Here is an 18,806-nt window from a genome sequence, read left to right as displayed (position 1 = left end):
AACCTTTTCGTGTCATAGCGGGCGGCGAATTGCGATGTTGCTGCCCAGTGGACTGATTCGCACCGAGGCGCCCGAGTAGGGCGCTTCGACGACGAGACCGTTGCCAATGGCCATCTGGACGTGTCCGGCGTGCGGGAAAACGAGATCTCCCGGGCGGACCTGCGAACGGGGAACGGGAATCCCGTCGTTGATCTGCTGATAGGTGGTGCGGCCCAAGTGCACGCCCGCCCGGGCGTAGGACCACTGCACCAACCCGGAACAGTCGAATTGGTTGGGCCCCGTAGCACCCCAGACATACGGGCGCCCCAGCCGCGACAACGCGGCACGCACCGCGAGCGCGGCGCGGCCGTTCGGCGTGCCGGGCGCGCGATGGTGGGTCAATCGGTACCGCAGCGCGCGCAGCGCCGCGGAGTGCCGTCGCGCGTTGGTGCGGGCCGACAAGACGTGGGCGCGCTGTGCGCGCAGCCGGGCGACGCTGCGGCGCATCGCCTCGCGTTGGGCCATCGGCGTCATCGCGGTCGCTGGGGCGTCGGCGCGGGCCTCGTCGACGACGGATTTGGTCAACGCGCCGGCCCGGGCCCGATCCCGGTGTGCGGCGGCGATGATGCCGGCGGCGGCGGTGTCCGTGCGGGCCGCCGCTAGCAGCCGCTGGCGGCCGCGGTCCGCGGCCAGTTGGTAACCGCCTTGCGCCACAGCGTGATTCAGGTCGGCGGCGCGCGTCGACGTTTCGCGGTAATGCTCGGTACGGGCATCCAGGGTCGGTTGCCGGGTATCGCCGGCGAACAGGCCGTGCGCGCGGCTCAACACGGCGATTTCGTGTTCGTTCATGGTGCCTCCTCGCGGCCCGTCGCCTCGACCGCCTCGACGAAGGCCCGAACCCGGGGGAGGGCCCCGGGGGGGATCACGCCCCGGTTGCGGATGTCCCACATTTCGTCGGTGCCGACACCGACCAGGGCGGCGATGACGGCCTCGGGCAGCGACGACTCCAGGCATGCGCGGTCGAACCGCGCGCTCAAGCTGGCGGGCATCCGCTTCAGCAGCGCGGTGCGCGTCGCCTCGAGTGCCTGCAGATGCTCCATGAGCCGCCCCGTGGAATCGGCGCCGGCGTTGACGGCGACGCGCCACGAGCTGGCGGCCAGCATCTCGGCCTTCACGCATTGAGCGATCACAGACAGAATATACGTCTCATATTCGTTTGATGTCGTCGCCGGCAGTCGTTCGATGACGGATTTGAGGGCGTCGAGCTGGGCTTCGGCGTAGCCTTCCAGCACTTCGGTGTCGCTGTGGCGGTCGACGACCACCGCGCCGGCCGGCGTCGCGGGCCTCGCGTCGACCGGCTGTGCGGCCATCAGCCGCGCCAACTCGGCGTCCGGATCGGCGGCTACCAGCAGCCGGGAGTAGGTGCCCGGCGGCAGGCCAAGCCCGTTTTCTACCTTCTGAACTGTGCTTTTGTGCGGCTTACGGGCGCCGCGCTCCAGAAAACTGAGGCCCATGATGCTGACACCGGTAGCGGCGGCGAGTTCTGCCAGCGACCAGTCGCGTGACTCGCGCAGCGCGCGGATCGCGGCACCGGCCGATTCACGGCTCACCGCAGGCTCCGGCCATAGGCCGGATATTACACACGGCGGTCGCCCGTCCAGCGCATATACGTTTTTGTCACGTTTCTCTTGCGTCGGCGGCCGAAACGTGTATACGCTTTTACCTACGTTTCGCTACCGACCCAAGGAGACCGGCCATGGGACACCCCTGCGCAGCCAACCCGGAACTGTGGTTCGGCTACCCCGACGACGACGGCGGTGACGGCGCGGCGAAGGCGCGCGCCTACGAGCGGTCCGCCACCGAGGCGCGGATCCAGTGCCTGCGCCGCTGCCCGCTCGCCCAGCAACGCCGCTGCGCCCAGCACGCCATCGCGCACCGCGAGGAGTACGGCGTCTGGGCCGGCGTCAAACTGCCCGGCGGCCAGTACCGGAAGCGCGAACAGCTCGCCCGGGCGCACGACGTCCTGCGCCGGATCGCCGCCGGCGAAATCAACTCGCGGCAGCTGCCCGAGAACGCGGCTCTGTTGGCGCGTCACGAGCACGAGGCGATGCCGGCCGCGGCGGTGGTGCTGCACCTGCCGATGGCGCAAGTGGGGCCCCGCTCGGCCGCGTGACAGTTTGCTGATCCCGCCGACGGGGTAGTCGGGCTTGGCACGACCGAGTCTGTCGACCCGAAGGCGGATCCATGACATTCGACCTGACACCGACGGCCGCACAACACGATCTGGCCCGGCGCACCCACGAGTTCGCCGAAGAAGTCATCCGCCCGGTGGCGCTGCACTACGACCAGCGCCAGGAGTTTCCCTGGCCGGTGTTGGAGGAAGCGGCCCAGCGCGGTTTCTACAGCCCGCTGTTCTACCGCGACCTGATCGGTGACCCGACCGGCATCTCGCTGCCGATGTTCATGGAGGAGCTCTTTTGGGGCTGTGCCGGAATCGGTTTGGCGATCGTCATGCCGGCGCTGGCCCTGTCCGCGATCGGCCAGGCCGCGTCCCCCGAACAGATGCTCGAGTGGGCGCCCGAATGTTTCGGAACACCGGGCGACATCAAGCTGGCCGCCCTGGCGATCTCCGAACCCGAGGGCGGCAGCGACGTCCGGAACCTGCGCACCCGGGCGCGCCGCGACGGTGACGACTGGATCATCGACGGCCACAAGATGTGGATCGGCAACGGCGGCATCGCGAACGTGCACGTGGTGAACGCCGTGGTCGACGAGGAACTCGGGCATCGCGGGCAGGCGTTGTTCGTCGTGCCGGGCGGAACGCCGGGGCTGAAGTTGCTGCGAAAGCTCGACAAGCTGGGCTGCCGGGCGTCCCACACTGCCGAGTTGCTTTTCGAAGGGGTGCGCGTCCCGGCGGCCAATCTGCTTGGGGGAGAAGAGAAGCTGGAACACAAGCTGGCCAAGGCCCGCGAGGTCGTGGCCGGCGGAAAACAGTCCGGCTCCGCGACGTTGGGCACCTTCGAGCAGACCCGCCCGATGGTGGCCGCCCAAGCGATCGGGATCGCCCGCGCCGCATTGGAGTACGCGACCGCATACGCCACCGAGCGCGAGGCGTTCGGCGGACCGATCATCGACAACCAGGGCATCGCCTTTCCGCTGGCGGACCTGGCCACCCAGATCGACGCCGCCCGGCTGCTGACCTGGCGCGCCTCCTGGATGGCGGTCAACGGGGTGCCCTTCGAGCGGGGGGAGGGCTCGATGTCGAAGCTCGCCGCCAGCGAGGTCGCCGTCAAGGCCACCGAACGCGCGATCCAGACGATGGGAGGCTGGGGCTACATCACCGACCACCCGGTGGAGAAGTGGTATCGGGATGCCAAGCTGTACACCATCTTTGAGGGCACCAGCGAGATTCAGCGGATGGTCATCTCCAACGCGCTCGGCGCCGCCGTGGGCACCCCGCCGCTGCATGTGGTGATCGAGCCGACCGGGGGGCCGCTGAACCGGATCTTCGGTCGCGGCACCCCGCTGCGGTCCCGCGCCGCCGACACCGCGCTGTCGATGCAGGATCGCGTCCCCGAACCCGTCATGCGGCTGGCCATGAAGCTGCTGCGTCCGCCGCGCCGGTGAGGCCCCGAATGCGCGTAGCGTCGAATCGGTGAGCAACCTGGAGACCGCGCCGGCCGAAGTCGCCTGCGGCGCCTCTCGGGTGCTCGGCACCGAATTGCTGCATCCGCGCGAGGTTCCGCTGGGCGGGCCGAGAGGGCTCCCGGTGCAGCGCACGCTGCCGCAACGACGACGCTCGCTGATCGGCGCGTGGTGTTTCATCGACCACTACGGCCCGGTCCGCGCACGCATGGACGTCCCGCCGCATCCGCACACCGGATTGCAAACGGTCAGTTGGTTGTTCGCCGGGGGAGTGGAGCATCGCGACAGCGCCGGCGTGCACGCCGTGGTCCGGCCCGGCGAGCTGAACCTGATGACGGCGGGCGCGGGCATTTGTCATTCCGAGGTGTCGATGGAGCCGGACGCCGTCTTGCACGGGGTTCAGTTGTGGGTGGCGCTTCCGGGATCCGCCCGCGACACCGGCCGCGATTTCGCGCACTATGCGCCCATGCCCGTGGCGCTGCCCGGGGCGGTGGCGCGCGTCTTTCTCGGGGAGCTGGCCGGTGGCCGGTCGCCGGTGCACACGTTCACCCCGCTCGTCGGCGCACAGATCGATCTGCAGCCGAACGCGGAACTGGACGTCGACGTCGACCCGGCGTTCGAACACGGCGTGCTGTGCGATCTCGGGCCCGTCGCGATGGGCGACGCCACCCTGGCGGTCGCCGACCTCGGATACCAAGGCGCGGGCAATACGTCGTTGCCGTTGTCCAACCTCGGCGACCGCCCGGCGCGGGTGTTGCTGCTGGGCGGGACGCCGTTCACCGAAGAGCTCGTGATGTGGTGGAACTTTGTCGGGCGCAGTCACGACGACATCGTCGGCTACCGCCGGCTCTGGCAGGACGCCGACGACCGCTTCGGCGCCGTCACCGGCTACCGGGGTCCGGTCGCCCGACTGCCGGCCCCGCCGCTGCCGAGCGCTCGGTTGCGGCCCCGAGCGATACCCCAAGGAAAGGAGTGCACATGACCGCCGACAAGACCGGCGCACCGACCACCGTCACCGCCGAGGAGGGCCGGTACACCATTGCCGTCGACGGCAAGACCGTCGGCCTCGCGGACTTCGTCGATCACGGCGACCAGCGCGTCTTCCACCACACCGAGATCGACCCCGCCTACGGCGGGCGCGGTCTCGCGACCATCCTCGTCGAGGAGGCGCTGCAAGCGGCCCGGGCCGACGGCAAGCGCATCGTCCCGGTGTGTTCCATGGTCGTCACCGTGCTCAAGAAGCACCCCGAATACGACGACATCACCGATCCCGTCACGCCCGACGTGCGGGGCTAGGCGCGGCCGGTCCGCTCCCGGTGCTTGCAGCCGGGCCAGCAGCACGGCCGGCGCATGCCTTCCTCCAGTTCCTCCTGGGTTCGGCGAATGCGGCGCTGGCGGGTCGCCTCCTGTTTGGCGTCCTCGACCCAGCAGATGAACTCGTTGCGCGCCAACGGGGTGATGTCCTTCCAGGCCGCCAGCGCGGTCGCGTTGGCGCTCAGCGCCGCACGCAGGTCTGCCGGCAGCGTGTGCACCACGCCGCCCGGTACTCGGTTGCTGCTCACGGGGCTAGGGTAAGGCGACCCGGCCACAGGAGGCAGCGTTGAGCGGTCACGAAGTGCGGATGATCGTCTTGTCGACCGACGACCTTGACGAATCGATTCGGTTCTACAGCGAGACCCTGGGGATGCCGCTGAAGTTCCGCGACGGGGCCCACTTCGCCGCCCTCGACGGCGGGGCGGTCACCTTGGCGCTGGCGACCGCGGTGGACCATCCCATCCCCGGACAGGTGGTCGTCGGCATCAAGACCGCCGACGTCGACGCCGCGGCCAAGGCCGTCGAGGCCAGCGGCGGCGGCATTGTGAAGGGCCCGTACGACGACGCGCACGAGCGCCGCGCCGTGGTCTACGACAACAAGGGCAACGGCCTGGTCTTCTACAGCCCGCTGGCCCGCTGAGGTGTTAGCGTCGTCGGCGTGACCCTCAACGAAATCGCCCTGACGACGCTCGACGGCAAGCCCACCACGCTGGCCGAATTGTCCGGTGGCGCAACGCTAATCGTCAACGTGGCCTCCAAGTGCGGACTGACCCCGCAGTACACCGCATTGGAGCAGCTGGCCCGGGACTACCGCGACCGCGGCCTGACCGTTGTCGGTGTTCCGTGCAACCAGTTCATGGGCCAGGAGCCGGGCAGCGCCGAGGAGATCCAGGAGTTCTGCTCGACGACGTACGGGGTGACGTTCCCGCTGCTCGCGAAGACCGACGTCAACGGCGAGGACCGCCACCCGCTGTACGCCGAGCTGACCAAGGCCGCCGATGCCGACGGCTCGGCGGGCGACATCCAATGGAACTTCGAGAAGTTTCTGGTCGGCCCCGACGGTCAGGTGGTCAATCGGTTTCGTCCCCGCACCGCACCGGATGCGCCCGAGGTCGTCGGCGCCATCGAGGCCGTGCTGTCGCGCTAGGCGGCCCAGACCCAAACGAAAAGGTCACGCCCACTTGCGAGTTCGTGACCTTGCCGCCTGCAATTCATCGAACCGCAGTTGGTGGGCGAAGGGGGACTTGAACCCCCACGTCCCGAAGGACACTGGCACCTGAAGCCAGCGCGTCTGCCATTCCGCCACTCGCCCGGGCAAATCAACCGATGGACCATACCACTGTAATAGCCGTGCGCCCCAATCGCCTCCGCGGTCCTGCGCCGCCGTTCGCGGCCGCCGAGGGCAGCGCCGCACGGCCCTGAGCTGCACGGATGCGATTCTCAGAGTTCTCACGGTGCCGCGGCCTCCCGGTGTCCCGATACCATGCGGGGGTGAGACAACACGCGGGCGGTTCGTTTGCCTCGCGCCCGCGACACACCACAACAGCAGCGGGCGAGCGCTGAAACATGGGTAGCCAACGGGGGCTCGTGCAACGCATCGAGCGCAAGCTCGAGGCGACCGTGGACAACGCGTTCGCCCGGGTGTTCGGCGGATCGATCGTCCCGCAAGAGGTTGAAGCCTTACTGCGCCGGGAAGCCGAGGACGGTGTCCGCGCGCTTCCGGGCGATCGTCTTTTGGCCCCCAACGAATACATCATTACCCTCGGTATGCACGACTTTGCGAAGGTCGGCGCCGACAGGAATCCCACGTCGAGCGCTTTCGCGAGGTACTTGGCCGACTATATCTATGAACAGGGGTGGCAAACGTATGGTGATGTGGTCGTCCGGTTCGAGCAGTCGTCGAGCCTGCATACCGGTCAGTACCGCACCCGCGGTGCTGTCAATCCTGATGTCGAGCCCCGCCCGACCGTCAACCATCCGCCCCGGCCACAATCAAATCACGCGTTCGGCGCAGAACGAGGAGTAGCAATGACTGACAATTCGAGCTACCGCGGTGGTCAGGGGCAGGGGCGGCCCGGCGACGAGTACTACGACGACCGCTATGGGCGTCCGCAGGACGAGCAGCGCGGCCCGGAACCGCAGGGCGGACCGGATCCGCGCGGCGGCTATCCGCCCGAGCAAGGCGGCTACCCTCCGCCGGGCGGATACCCGCCGCCTCGTCCGCCGGAGCAGGGCGGCTACCCCCCGCAGGGCGGCTACCCGGACCAGGGCGGCTACCAGGAACAGCGCGGCGGCTACCCCGAGCAGGGGGGCTATCCCCAGCAAGGGGGCTACCCCGAGCAGGGCGGCTACCACGAACAGCGCGCCGGCTACCCCGACCAAGGGCCGGGCGGCTACCCGCCGCAGGGTGGCTATCCCGACCAGGGCGGCTACCAAGAACAGCGCGGCGGCTACCCCGACCAGGGCCAGGGTGGCGGCTATCCGCCGCCGTATGAGCAGCGTCCGCCTGCCCCCGGCGGCTACGGCGACCAGGGCTACCGCCAGGGCGGCGGCTACGGTCCACCCGGCGGCGGCCAGCCCGGCGCCGGCCAGCAGGGCTACGGCGGCGGATACGCCGAATACGGTCGCGGCCCGGCTCGCCCGGAGGAGGGCGGCTACGCGCCGCAGGCCGCGCCCGAGCAGCCGCGGCCGGCCTACCCCGAGCAGGGCGGCGGCTACGAGCAGGGCTACCAGCAGGGTGGGGGCTACGGCCAGCAGGAGTATGGCGCGGGCGACTACACCCAGTACGCCGAAAGCGTTCCGGGCGGTGGCTATGCACCGCAGGGCGGCGGCTACCCCGAGACGCAACACCGCGACTACGAGTACGGCCAGGCCGCGGAGTACGGCCAGCCGGCCGACTACGGTGCGGCGGACTACGGCCAGCCCGCCGGCGCGGGCTACGGCGGTTACGGCCAGGGCGGCTACGGGGCGGCCGGAGCGGCGGTGACCCTGCAGCTCGACGACGGCAGTGGCCGGACCTACCAGCTGCGCGAGGGCTCCAACATCATCGGCCGCGGCCAGGACGCCCAGTTCCGGTTGCCGGACACCGGGGTGTCACGGCGTCACCTGGAGATCCGCTGGGACGGGCAGGTCGCGCTCCTGTCCGACCTCAACTCGACGAACGGCACCACCGTCAACAACGCACCGGTACAGGAGTGGCAGTTGGCCGACGGCGACGTCATCCGTCTGGGCCACTCGGAGATCATCGTTCGGATCCACTAGACGCACCGGGCTCAAAGCTGCCGTGCTTCGCCCCGCGGCGACCACCGTCCAAGTATCGTGACGTTGCTGATGTGCTCGGTGTCACGGGTGCGACGAGGGGTGCGGCGCCAGGACGGAAAGGACGCCAGATGCAGGGACTAGTACTGCAGCTGACGCGTGCCGGATTTTTAATGTTGTTATGGGTATTCATCTGGTCCGTGCTGCGGATCCTGCGGACCGATATCTACGCGCCCACGGGGGCCGTCATGGTGCGCCGCGGTTTGGCGTTGCGCGGCACCCTGCTGCCCGCACGCCAGCGCCGCACCGCCGCACGCTATCTGGTGGTGACCGAGGGGGCCTTGATGGGCGCCCGTATCACTCTCAGCGGGCAGCCGGTGTTGATCGGACGCGCTGACGACTCGACCCTGGTGCTCACCGATGACTACGCCTCGACGCGGCATGCCCGGCTGTCTCAGCGCGGCTCGGAATGGTACGTCGAGGATCTAGGATCGACCAACGGCACTTACCTTGACAGGGCGAAGGTGACGACTGCGGTAAGGGTTCCCATCGGAACGCCGATTCGAATCGGCAAAACGGCGATTGAGTTGCGCCCGTGAGCCTGGTCCTGCGATACGCGGCCCGCAGCGACCGCGGCCTGGTACGCGCCAACAATGAAGATTCCGTCTACGCCGGCGCCCGGCTCCTGGCCCTGGCCGACGGCATGGGCGGTCACGCGGCCGGCGAGGTGGCCTCCCAATTGGTGATCGCCGCGCTGGCCCACCTCGACGACGACGAGCCCGGTGGCGATCTGCTCGCCAAGCTCGACTCCGCGGTGCGCGCAGGCAATGCAGCCATCGCCGCGCAGGTCGAGATGGAACCCGACCTCGAGGGGATGGGCACCACACTTACCGCAATATTGTTCGACGGCAATCGGATTGGGCTGGTGCACATCGGCGACTCGCGTGGCTACCTGCTGCGCGACGGCGAACTGGTCCAGATCACCAAGGACGACACGTTCGTTCAGACCCTGGTCGACGAGGGGCGCATCACCCGGGAAGAGGCGCACAGCCACCCCCAGCGGTCGCTGATCATGCGGGCGCTGACGGGCCACGAGGTGGAGCCCACGCTGACCATGCGCGAGGCGCGCGCCGGCGATCGCTACCTGCTGTGCTCCGACGGACTGTCCGATCCAGTCAGCGACGAGACCATCCACGAGGCGCTGCAGATCCCCGACGTCGCCGAAAGTGCTTACCGCCTGATCGAATTGGCGCTGCGAGGCGGCGGCCCGGACAACGTGACCGTGGTGGTCGCCGACGTCGTCGACTACGACTACGGCCAGACCCAGCCGATTCTGGCCGGCGCGGTATCCGGTGACGACGACCAGCTGACCACCCTGCCCAACACCTCCGCCGGGCGCGCCTCCGCCATCAGGCCCCGCGACGAGGTCGCCAAACGCGTTCCGCCGCAAGAGGAACCGACGCGCCGCCAGCGATGGTCACGACGTCGGATGGCGATCGTCGTCACGCTGATGGTGCTGCTGGTGCTCGCGGGCCTGGGCATCGGCCGGGCCATCATCCGCAGCAACTACTACGTCGCCGAATACAACGGCATGGTGTCGATCCTGCGGGGGATCCAGGGATCGCTGCTGGGCATGTCCCTGCATGAGCCCTATCTGATCGGCTGTCTCAACGCGCGCAACGAGTTGTCGTTGATCAGTTTCAGTCAGAGCGGCGGTCATTTGGACTGCCGCTTCATGCAACTGCAGGATTTGCGCCCGCCCGAACGTGCGCAGGTTCAGGCCGGGCTGCCAACCGGAAGCCTGGACAACGCCATCGGGCAATTGCGGGAATTGTCGGCGAACTCGCTGCTGCCGCCCTGCCCGCCGCCCCGCGCCACCTCTCCGCCGGCACCGCCGGCCCCGACGACGACGGGCAGCACCACAGAGCCGAATCCCTCAGCGCCCCCGACCACTTCCAGCGGCACCCCGCCCACCAGCACCACCTCGACCAGCGTCCCCGCGAACACCGCGCCCGCGACCACGTCGCCCACCACTTCCCAGACGGTGACCGCGCTGCCGCCGCCTCCACCTAAGCCGGGCATCGACTGCCGGGCGGTGGCATGACCACACAACAACTCCAGCCGGTCGCGGTCACCCCTCCGCTGCCCACTCGGCGCAACGCCGAACTGCTGTTGTTGTGCTTCGCCGGGCTGATAACCGTCGCGGCGTTGCTCATCGTCCAGGCCAACCAGGACCGCGACCTGCACTGGAACCTGGTGACTTACGGGCTCATCTTCCTGGTCATGTTCGGCAGCGCACACCTGGCCATCCGCCGCTTCGCCCCCTACACCGACCCGCTGCTGCTGCCAATCGTGGCCCTGCTCAACGGACTTGGCCTGGTGATGATTCACCGGCTCGACCTCGTCAACAACGAGCTGAACGGGCGCCGTCACCCCAGTGCCACCCAACAGCTGCTGTGGACGGTGGTCGGGGTGGCCGCCTTCGCTTTGGTGATCACGTTCTTGAAGGACCATCGGCAACTCGCCCGCTACGGCTACATCTGCGGCGCCGTCGGCCTGGTCTTCTTGGCGATTCCCGCGGTGCTACCGGCATCCCTGTCCGAACAAAACGGCGCCAAGATCTGGATTCGGTTGCCGGGCTTCTCAATTCAGCCGGCCGAGTTTTCCAAGATCCTGCTGCTGATCTTCTTCTCGGCGGTGCTGATCGCCAAACGGGGTCTGTTCACCAGCGTCGGCAAGCATTTCATGGGCATGACCCTGCCGCGGCCCCGAGACCTCGCGCCGCTGTTGGCGGCCTGGGTGATCTCGATCGGCGTGATGGTTTTCGAAAAAGACCTCGGCACTTCGCTGTTGCTCTACGCGTCGTTTCTGGTGGTGGTCTACCTCGCCACCCAGCGCTTCAGTTGGGTCGTCATCGGACTGGTGCTCTTCGCCGCGGCGAGCGTCGTGGCGTACTTCGTTTTCGAGCACGTCCGCGTCCGGGTGCAGATGTGGTGGGACCCGTTCTCCGATCCCGACGGAAGCGGCTATCAGCTCGTGCAGGCGATGTTCAGCTTCGCCACCGGCGGCATCTTCGGCACCGGGCTGGGCAACGGTCAACCCGACACGGTGCCGGCGGCGTCGACGGACTTCATCATCGCCGCGTTCGGCGAGGAACTCGGGCTGGTGGGCCTGGCGGCCCTTCTGATGCTCTACACCATCGTCATCGTGCGCGGCCTGCGCACGGCGATCGCGACGCGCGAAAGCTTCGGCAAGCTGCTGGCAGCGGGCCTGGCGTCGACGCTGGCCATCCAGCTGTTCATCGTCGTCGGCGGCGTGACGCGGCTGATTCCGCTGACCGGGCTGACCACCCCATGGATGTCCTACGGCGGGTCGTCACTGTTGGCGAACTACATCCTGTTGGCCATCCTGGCGCGCATCTCGCACAGCGCCCGGCGACCCCTGCGCACCCGCGCCCGCAACACCTCGCCGATCGCGGCGGCCGGCACCGAGGTGATCGAGCGGGTATGAACGCCTCTCTCCGCCGGATCTCGGTGACCGTCATGGCGTTGGTCGTGCTGCTGTTGCTCAACGCCACGATGACGCAGGTCTTCGCCGCCGACGGGCTGCGCGCCGACCCGCGCAACCAGCGCGTCCTGCTCGACGAGTATTCCCGGCAGCGCGGCCAGATCATCGCGGGCGGCCAGCTGCTGGCGTACTCCGTGGCCACCGACAGCCGGTTCCGTTTCCTGCGGGTCTATCCCGACCCCGCCGTGTACGCGCCCGTCACCGGCTTTTACTCGCTGCGCTACTCCAGCACGGGGCTGGAACGCACCGAGGATCCGGTGCTCAACGGGTCCGACGAGCGGCTGTTCGGGCGACGGTTGGCCGACTTCTTCACCGGTCGGGATCCGCGGGGCGGCAGCGTCGACACCACCATCGTTCCGCGGGTCCAGCAAGCGGGTTGGGATGCCATGCAGCAGGGCTGCGGCGGGCCGTGCAAGGGCGCCGTCGTCGCGCTGGAGCCGTCCACCGGCAAAATCCTGGCCATGGTGTCGTCGCCGTCCTATGACCCCAACCTGCTGGCGTCGCACGATTCCCAGGTGCAATCGCAGGCGTGGCAGCGGCTTCGTGACGACCCCGACAATCCGATGACCAATCGCGCCATCTCCGAGACCTATCCGCCCGGTTCGACGTTCAAGGTCATCACCACCGCGGCCGCGCTGCAGGCCGGCGCGAACGAAACGGAACAGCTGACCGCGGCGTCCTCCATTCCGCTGCCGGGCAGCACCGCCACCCTGGAGAACTACGGCGGCACGCCGTGCGGCAACGAGCAGACGGTGTCGCTCAGCCAGGCGTTCGCCCTGTCCTGCAACACCGCGTTCGTCCAGCTGGGCATCCTCACCGGGGCCGACGCGCTGCGCAGCATGGCGCATTCCTTCGGGCTGGACAGCACGCCGAGCGTCATTCCGCTGCAGGTCGCCGAATCGACCATCGGCATCATTCCCGACGCCGCCGCGCTCGGAATGTCCAGCATCGGCCAGAAGGACGTGGCGCTCACACCGCTCGAGAACGCGGAGATCGCCGCGACCATCGCGAACGGCGGGGTGACGATGCAGCCCTACCTGATCGATAGCCTCAAGGGGCCGGACCTTTCCAACATCAGCACCACCGCGCCCTATCAGCAGCGCCGCGCGGTGTCGCCGCAGGTCGCCGCTAAGCTAACAGAGCTGATGGTCGGCGCCGAGAAGGTCGCACAGCAGAAAGGGGCGATTCCCGGCGTGCAGATTGCATCCAAGACGGGTACCGCTGAGCATGGCACCGACCCACGTAACACCCCGCCGCACGCGTGGTACATCGCGTTCGCGCCCGCGAAGACGCCGAAGGTTGCCGTGGCGGTGCTGGTGGAGAACGGTGGCGACCGCCTATCCGCGACCGGGGGCGCGCTCGCCGCACCGATCGGCCGGGCGGTGATCGAGGCCGCGCTACAGGGAGGACCATGAGCCCGCGAGTTGGTGTGACGCTGTCTGGCCGGTACCGCCTGCAGCGCCTCATCGCCACCGGTGGCATGGGCCAGGTGTGGGAGGCGGTCGACAGCCGGCTGGGCCGGCGCGTCGCGGTCAAGGTACTCAAGCAGGAGTTCTCCCAGGACCCTGAGTTCATCGAACGGTTCCGCGCGGAGGCGCGCACCACGGCGATGCTGAATCACCCGGGAATCGCCCAGGTCCACGACTACGGCGAGAGCCAGCTGGACGGGGAGGGCCGCACCGCCTACCTGGTGATGGAGCTGGTCAACGGGGAGCCGCTGAACTCGGTGCTCAAGCGCACCGGACGGCTGTCGCTGCGGCACGCGCTCGACATGCTCGAGCAGACCGGCCGGGCCCTTCAGATCGCGCACGCCGCCGGCCTGGTGCACCGCGACGTCAAACCCGGCAATATCCTGATCACCCCGACCGGCCAGGTGAAGATCACCGACTTCGGTATCGCGAAGGCGGTCGACGCCGCGCCGGTGACCCAGACCGGGATGGTGATGGGCACCGCCCAATACATCGCCCCCGAGCAGGCGCTGGGTCACGACGCGACCCCCGCCAGCGATGTCTACTCACTGGGAGTCGTTGGCTACGAAGTGGTTTCGGGTAAGCGCCCGTTCACCGGCGACGGCGCGCTGACGGTGGCGATGAAGCACATCAAGGAACCACCGCCGCCGCTGCCGGCCGAGCTGCCGCCCAACGTGCGGGAACTCATCGAGATCACCCTCGTCAAGAACCCCCAGATGCGCTACCGCAGCGGGGGACCGTTCGCCGACGCCGTCGCCGCGGTCCGGGCCGGTCGCCGGCCGCCGCGGCCGAGCCAGTCACCGCCCCCCGGCCGCGCCTCGCCGGCGGCCATTCCGTCGAGCCCGCACACCAGGTCGCCCGCCGTCGGGCCCAGCCGCGCCGCCGCGCCCCGGCGCTCCGGGCCGTCCACCGGCCGGTCGCGGCCGCCTGCGCGGCGCACGTTCTCGTCGGGACAGCGCGCGCTGCTGTGGGCCGCGGGCGTGCTGGGGGCGCTGGCCATCTTGATCGCGGTGATCATCGTCATCAACTCCCGCGCCGAAAACGAGCAGCCGGCGCCCCCGACGGTCACCGACACCGGGACCCCGCCGGCGACGGCGCCGCCGGCGAGCAAGACGCCCAGCGGGTCCGCGCCGCGTTTGCGCCTGGATTGGACGGATCCCCGGGGCATAGGTAATTCTGGACTTCAGAGCAGGCCGCATGGACATGACTGGGTTCCTCCCTCTATACCCAGCACATCGCCGGCCCGTGATGAGACACCGCAATGACCACCCCGCAGCACCTGTCCGACCGCTATGAGCTCGGCGAGATCCTCGGTTTCGGGGGCATGTCCGAAGTTCATCTGGCCCGCGACGTCCGCTTGCACCGCGACGTCGCGGTGAAGGTGCTGCGCGCTGACCTTGCCCGCGATCCGAGCTTTTACCTGCGCTTCCGGCGCGAGGCGCAAAACGCCGCGGCGCTGAACCACCCGTCCATCGTCGCGGTGTACGACACCGGTGAGGCGGAAACACCCACCGGCCCGCTGCCCTACATCGTGATGGAGTACGTCGACGGCGTCACCCTGCGCGACATCGTGCACACCGACGGCCCGCTGCCGCCCCGGCGCGCCATCGAGATCATCGCCGACGCCTGCCAGGCGCTGAACTTCAGCCATCAGAACGGCATCATCCACCGCGACGTCAAGCCGGCGAACATCATGATCAGCAGCACCAACGCGGTGAAGGTGATGGACTTCGGCATCGCGCGCGCGATCGCCGACAGCGGAAACAGCGTCACCCAGACCGCCGCCGTGATCGGGACGGCCCAGTACCTGTCACCCGAGCAGGCCCGCGGGGATTCCGTCGACGCCCGGTCCGACGTCTATTCGCTGGGCTGCGTCCTGTACGAAATCCTCACCGGCGAACCGCCTTTCACGGGTGACTCGCCCGTCGCGGTCGCGTACCAGCATGTCCGCGAGGATCCGGTACCGCCGTCGAAACGGCACGAGGGCATCTCCGCCGACCTCGACGCCGTGGTGCTCAAGGCGCTGGCCAAGAACCCGGAGAACCGGTACCAGACCGCGGCGGAGATGCGCGCCGACCTGGTCCGGGTGCACAACGGCGAGCCCCCCGAAGCGCCCAAGGTGCTCACCGACGCCGAGCGCAGTTCGTTCCTGTCCTCCACGGGCCCCGGTCACGGGCCGCGCACCGACCCGCTGCCACGCCAGGCGCTGGACGACACCGACGGCGACCGCGCCGGCGGCTCCATCGGCCGCTGGGTCGTCGCGGTCGCCGTGCTGGCGGTGCTGACCATCGTCGTGGTCATCGCCTTCAACACGTTCGGCGGCAGCACCCGCGACGTCCAGGTGCCCGACATGCGCGGCCAGGTGTCCGCCGACGCCATCGCCGCGCTGCAGAACCGGGGCTTCAAGACGCGCACCCTGCAGAAGCCCGACTCGACGGTTCCGCCCGACCATGTCATCAGCACCGACCCCGCCGCCAACGCGTCGGTGAGCGCCGGCGACGAGATCACCATCAACGTCTCGACCGGCCCCGAGCAGCGCGAGGTGCCCGACGTCTCCTCGCTGAGCTACAGCGACGCGGTCACCAAGCTGAAGACCGCGGGCTTCACCAAGTTCAAGCAGGCGAACTCCCCGTCAACGCCGGAGCTGCTGGGCAAGGTCATCGGGACCAACCCGCCGGCCAACCAGACGTCGGCGATCACGAACGTGATCACCGTCATCGTCGGCTCCGGGCCGGAAAACAAGCAGGTCCCCGACGTCGCCGGCCAGACCGTCGACATCGCGCAAAAGAACCTCACGGTCTACGGCTTCACCAAAGTCACCCAGACGCAGGTCGACAGCCCCCGGCCCGCCGGTGAGGTGATCGGCACGAATCCGCCCAAGGGCCAGATGGTTCCGGTGGACTCGATCATCGAAATTCAGGTGTCCAAGGGCAACCAGTTCCTGATGCCGGACCTGACCGGCATGTTCTGGACGGACGCCGAACCGCGGTTGCGGGCGCTGGGCTGGACCGGGGGGCTGGACAAGGGACCCGACGTCGACGCCGGCGGCTCCCAGTCCCACCGGGTGGTCTATCAGAACCCGCCCGCCGGGGCCGGTTGCAACCGGGACGGGATCATCACGCTGAAGTTCGGCCAGTAGCTCCCGCCGCGCCGGTCTCGGCGTCCGGGAAATAGGGCCGGACCGCGGCGCGGACCTCGTTCTCCAGGCGGCGCACCAGCATGTCGTCGTGCGTCCAGCCGCAGTACCCAAGCCAGTTCGCCAGCATGCGGTGCCCGCCCTCGGTGAGGATCGACTCCGGGTGGAACTGGACGCCGTGGATCGGCAGGTCGGTGTGGCGCACGCCCATGATCACACCGCTGCGGGTGCGGGCCGTCACCTCCAGCGCCGCCGGCAGCGACTCCGGCAGGATCGTCAGCGAGTGGTACCGGGTCGCCGTGAATGGATCCGGAAGTCCCTGCAGCACACCAACATTGGCGTGAAGCACGCTGCTCGTCTTGCCGTGCAACAACTCCGGGGCGCGGTCCACGGTGGCGCCGAACGCCACCCCGATCGCCTGGTGTCCGAGGCAGACCCCCAGCAGCGGGGTGCGCTGCTCGGCGCACGCGCGAACCAGCCCGATCGACGCGCCCGCGCGTTCCGGGGTGCCCGGCCCGGGGCTGAGCAGCACGCCGTCGAACTGCGCCGCGACGGCCGTCTGGTCCGAGAGACGGTCGTCGTCGTTGCGCCAGACGTCGGCCTCGACGCCGAGCTGGCCGAGGTACTGCACCAGGTTGAACACGAAGCTGTCGTAGTTGTCGACGACCAGGATCCGCATCGTGTCAGGTTACCGTCCGGCTCAGTACCCCACCGGACCCGCCGGCTGCGCGAAGTGCGTCCGGACCGGTTCGGAATGCCCGGCGATCCGTACGTCGGGCTTGACCTCTTCGCGATACCCGAGGCCGAACCGGACCACGTACTGCTTGTAGAGGACGACCAGGGGAGCGGCGGCCAGGGCGGCCTGCATGGCCGCCGCGTCACCGATCGCGGTGATCGTGTAGGGCGGGCTGTAGGTACGCCCGTTGAGCAGCAGCGTGTTGCCGACGCAGCGCGGCACCGACGTCGCGATGATCCGCTGGTCCTGCATCTGGATCGCCTCGGCGCCGGCGCTCCACAACGCGTTGAGGACGGCCTGGATGTCCTGCTGGTGCACGACCAGATCGTCGGGCGATGCGTCGCGGGGGAAGCGGCCGTTGGCGTCGCGCTGTGCGTCCTGCAGGGTCACGACCAGACCCGGCCCGTGCACCGGGTCCATGCCCGCCTCGCCGGCCAGCTCGGCCGAGCGCCGCAGCATCGCCTTGAGCGCCGCATCCGTGGACCGGCCGTGCGCGGAGTCGATCTTGTTGGCCAGCTCGTCGCGCTGGGCGCGCAGGCGATCGACCGACGACTGGGCCTCGCGCACCAGGTCGACCAGGCGCGGCGCATCGCTGCGCCGGATTTCGGCCCCGCCGGAGACCCCGTGCGTGGCGGCGAGCAGCAACCCAGCCAACAGGCAGACCAGCGGGACCCCGAAGCGCCATGGTGAGCGGCGCGTGTCCATCATCGAGTCTCCATTTCCTGGTCACCGTGCCAGGTGAGTTAGTCTCGTATCCGAGCTATGCGTGCAGCTGCCACCGTTATCGTCGCATCCCGTCCCGTCGTTCAGGTAATGCCGAGGTATTCAAATGCCCAAGTCGAAGGTCCGTAAGAAGAACGACTTCACCGTCAGCGCGGTCAGCCGCACCCCGGTGAAAGTGAAGGTCGGACCGTCCAGCGTGTGGTTCGTTTGCCTGTTTGTCGGCCTCATGTTGATCGGACTCGTCTGGCTGATGGTGTTCCAATTGGCGGCCGTCGGAAGCCAGGCGCCGGCCGCCCTGAACTGGATGGCGCAACTCGGCCCGTGGAACTACGCGATCGCGTTCGCTTTCATGATCACCGGGCTGTTGCTCACGATGCGCTGGCACTGACCAACCCCGGCGAGGTTATGAATTCATCTTGGGGTGTTCCTGTAACTGGCTCAGCAACGTCGCGACCGGCCAATCACACGCGTGTGATTTATCCCCACTGTTGATAGCGCTTGTGGATAAGCGCATTGGCAGTGGTGGGAGGGGTTAGGCCGCCCATGCAGCAAACACAATGGGCGCCGCCCGCGACCGGAATCGCAGGTTGTGGGGCTGTCGGCGTTTTGATGGCTATCGCGAGTGTGACCCTAGTCACAGACGCCCCCGGCCGCATTTTGACCGGGATTGCCGCGGCGGGGTTGATCTTGTTTGCGGGCATGACGTGGCGCGCGCGCCCGAAGCTGGCAATTACCCCGGCCGGCCTGGCGCTGCGGGGCTGGTTCCGGACGCAGGTATTGCGGCACTCCGACATCAAGATCATCCGGATCACCGAATTCCGCCGTCACGCGCGCACCGTGCGGTTGCTCGAGGTCGAAACGGTCAACGGTGGGTTGATCATCTTGTCCCGCTGGGACCTCGGGACCGACCCGTTGAAGGTGCTCGACGCGCTGACCGACGCCGGCTACGCGGGTGGTAACCGGCGCTGAGCGGGCGCCG

General features: G+C 68.7%; 20 protein-coding genes and 1 tRNA gene. 15 read left to right on the top strand and 6 right to left on the bottom strand.

Annotated elements, in window-relative coordinates:
* Nucleotides 1-12 precede the first annotated feature (12 nt).
* Together A5655_RS07080 and A5655_RS07075 are read right to left on the bottom strand one after the other, a co-directional pair.
* Nucleotides 13-828: a C40 family peptidase gene (locus A5655_RS07080; RefSeq protein WP_067007335.1), complete on the bottom strand. Its 816-nt coding sequence runs from the start codon at nucleotides 826-828 to the stop codon at nucleotides 13-15.
* Nucleotides 825-1,589, bottom strand: a complete 765-nt coding sequence (locus A5655_RS07075; protein WP_067007332.1) for a helix-turn-helix domain-containing protein — start codon at nucleotides 1,587-1,589, stop codon at nucleotides 825-827. The genes A5655_RS07080 and A5655_RS07075 overlap by 4 nt, the downstream gene beginning before the upstream one ends.
* A 146-nt stretch (nucleotides 1,590-1,735) precedes the next feature.
* Between A5655_RS07075 and A5655_RS07070 the strand changes: the two genes are divergently transcribed.
* The 4 genes from A5655_RS07070 (at nucleotide 1,736) to A5655_RS07055 (ending at nucleotide 4,920) form a co-directional block, all read left to right on the top strand.
* Entirely contained in the window at nucleotides 1,736-2,152 is a 417-nt protein-coding gene (locus A5655_RS07070; RefSeq protein WP_067007328.1) for a WhiB family transcriptional regulator, read from the top strand.
* A 71-nt stretch (nucleotides 2,153-2,223) separates the two neighbouring features.
* Complete coding sequence (locus A5655_RS07065) at nucleotides 2,224-3,606, top strand: acyl-CoA dehydrogenase family protein (RefSeq protein ID WP_067007325.1); 1,383 nt, start codon at nucleotides 2,224-2,226, stop codon at nucleotides 3,604-3,606.
* Nucleotides 3,607-3,634: 28 nt separating this feature from the next.
* Nucleotides 3,635-4,606, top strand: a complete 972-nt coding sequence (locus A5655_RS07060; RefSeq protein ID WP_067007322.1) for a pirin family protein — start codon at nucleotides 3,635-3,637, stop codon at nucleotides 4,604-4,606.
* The gene (locus A5655_RS07055) at nucleotides 4,603-4,920 is read left to right on the top strand and encodes a GNAT family N-acetyltransferase (protein WP_067007319.1); all 318 of its coding nucleotides are present in this window, start codon (nucleotides 4,603-4,605) and stop codon (nucleotides 4,918-4,920) included. The genes A5655_RS07060 and A5655_RS07055 overlap by 4 nt, the downstream gene beginning before the upstream one ends.
* Here the strand turns inward: A5655_RS07055 and A5655_RS07050 are convergent.
* The gene (locus tag A5655_RS07050; RefSeq protein ID WP_067007316.1) at nucleotides 4,917-5,186 is read right to left on the bottom strand and encodes a YdeI/OmpD-associated family protein; all 270 of its coding nucleotides are present in this window, start codon (nucleotides 5,184-5,186) and stop codon (nucleotides 4,917-4,919) included. The genes A5655_RS07055 and A5655_RS07050 overlap by 4 nt on opposite strands.
* Nucleotides 5,187-5,224: 38 nt before the next feature.
* Between A5655_RS07050 and A5655_RS07045 the strand changes: the two genes are divergently transcribed.
* Complete coding sequence (locus A5655_RS07045; protein ID WP_067007312.1) at nucleotides 5,225-5,578, top strand: VOC family protein; 354 nt, start codon at nucleotides 5,225-5,227, stop codon at nucleotides 5,576-5,578.
* Between the two features lie 18 nt (nucleotides 5,579-5,596).
* Nucleotides 5,597-6,085, top strand: coding sequence for a glutathione peroxidase (locus A5655_RS07040; RefSeq protein ID WP_067007309.1), 489 nt, complete (start codon nucleotides 5,597-5,599; stop codon nucleotides 6,083-6,085).
* 79 nt (nucleotides 6,086-6,164) lie between these two features.
* On the opposite strand, the gene A5655_RS07035 is transcribed toward A5655_RS07040, so the two are convergent.
* Nucleotides 6,165-6,250: transfer RNA gene (locus A5655_RS07035), tRNA-Leu, on the bottom strand.
* A 254-nt stretch (nucleotides 6,251-6,504) separates the two neighbouring features.
* Between A5655_RS07035 and A5655_RS07030 the strand changes: the two genes are divergently transcribed.
* The 7 genes from A5655_RS07030 to pknB all read left to right on the top strand — a co-directional run bounded on the left by A5655_RS07030 (nucleotide 6,505) and on the right by pknB (nucleotide 16,371).
* Nucleotides 6,505-8,199: a DUF3662 and FHA domain-containing protein gene (locus A5655_RS07030; protein WP_067007306.1), complete on the top strand. Its 1,695-nt coding sequence runs from the start codon at nucleotides 6,505-6,507 to the stop codon at nucleotides 8,197-8,199.
* Nucleotides 8,200-8,327: 128 nt separating this feature from the next.
* Nucleotides 8,328-8,795 carry an FHA domain-containing protein gene (locus tag A5655_RS07025; RefSeq protein ID WP_067007303.1) on the top strand — a complete coding sequence of 156 codons (468 nt, stop codon included), beginning with the start codon at nucleotides 8,328-8,330 and terminating at the stop codon, nucleotides 8,793-8,795.
* Complete coding sequence (locus A5655_RS07020; protein WP_067007300.1) at nucleotides 8,792-10,300, top strand: PP2C family serine/threonine-protein phosphatase; 1,509 nt, start codon at nucleotides 8,792-8,794, stop codon at nucleotides 10,298-10,300. Before A5655_RS07025 ends, A5655_RS07020 begins: the two co-directional genes overlap by 4 nt.
* Nucleotides 10,297-11,706, top strand: a complete 1,410-nt coding sequence (locus A5655_RS07015; protein WP_067007297.1) for an FtsW/RodA/SpoVE family cell cycle protein — start codon at nucleotides 10,297-10,299, stop codon at nucleotides 11,704-11,706. Before A5655_RS07020 ends, A5655_RS07015 begins: the two co-directional genes overlap by 4 nt.
* Nucleotides 11,703-13,178, top strand: coding sequence for a D,D-transpeptidase PbpA (gene pbpA, locus A5655_RS07010; protein ID WP_067007293.1), 1,476 nt, complete (start codon nucleotides 11,703-11,705; stop codon nucleotides 13,176-13,178). The genes A5655_RS07015 and pbpA overlap by 4 nt, the downstream gene beginning before the upstream one ends.
* A complete protein-coding gene (locus A5655_RS07005; protein ID WP_067007290.1) occupies nucleotides 13,175-14,497 on the top strand; it encodes a serine/threonine-protein kinase in 1,323 nt (440 codons plus the stop codon). Before pbpA ends, A5655_RS07005 begins: the two co-directional genes overlap by 4 nt.
* On the top strand, nucleotides 14,494-16,371 hold the full coding sequence (gene pknB / locus A5655_RS07000) for a Stk1 family PASTA domain-containing Ser/Thr kinase (RefSeq protein WP_067007287.1): 1,878 nt from the start codon (nucleotides 14,494-14,496) through the stop codon (nucleotides 16,369-16,371). The genes A5655_RS07005 and pknB overlap by 4 nt, the downstream gene beginning before the upstream one ends.
* Here pknB and A5655_RS06995 read toward each other — a convergent pair.
* Nucleotides 16,349-17,047, bottom strand: a complete 699-nt coding sequence (locus tag A5655_RS06995; protein WP_067007284.1) for an aminodeoxychorismate/anthranilate synthase component II — start codon at nucleotides 17,045-17,047, stop codon at nucleotides 16,349-16,351. The genes pknB and A5655_RS06995 overlap by 23 nt on opposite strands.
* Nucleotides 17,048-17,068: 21 nt before the next feature.
* Nucleotides 17,069-17,812 (bottom strand): DUF881 domain-containing protein, encoded by a 744-nt coding sequence (locus A5655_RS06990; protein WP_067007281.1) that lies wholly within the window; start codon nucleotides 17,810-17,812, stop codon nucleotides 17,069-17,071.
* Nucleotides 17,813-17,933: 121 nt separating this feature from the next.
* Between A5655_RS06990 and crgA the strand changes: the two genes are divergently transcribed.
* Together crgA and A5655_RS06980 are read left to right on the top strand one after the other, a co-directional pair.
* On the top strand, nucleotides 17,934-18,215 hold the full coding sequence (crgA, locus tag A5655_RS06985) for a cell division protein CrgA (protein WP_066917062.1): 282 nt from the start codon (nucleotides 17,934-17,936) through the stop codon (nucleotides 18,213-18,215).
* 155 nt (nucleotides 18,216-18,370) lie between these two features.
* A complete protein-coding gene (locus A5655_RS06980; protein ID WP_067007278.1) occupies nucleotides 18,371-18,796 on the top strand; it encodes a PH domain-containing protein in 426 nt (141 codons plus the stop codon).
* Nucleotides 18,797-18,806: the final 10 nt, after the last annotated feature.

This window comes from Mycobacterium sp. 1081908.1, assembly GCF_001673535.1.
GTDB lineage: Bacteria > Actinomycetota > Actinomycetes > Mycobacteriales > Mycobacteriaceae > Mycobacterium.
The sequence above is the reverse complement of the archived record's forward strand: the minus strand, read 5'-3'. Positions and strand labels throughout refer to the sequence as shown.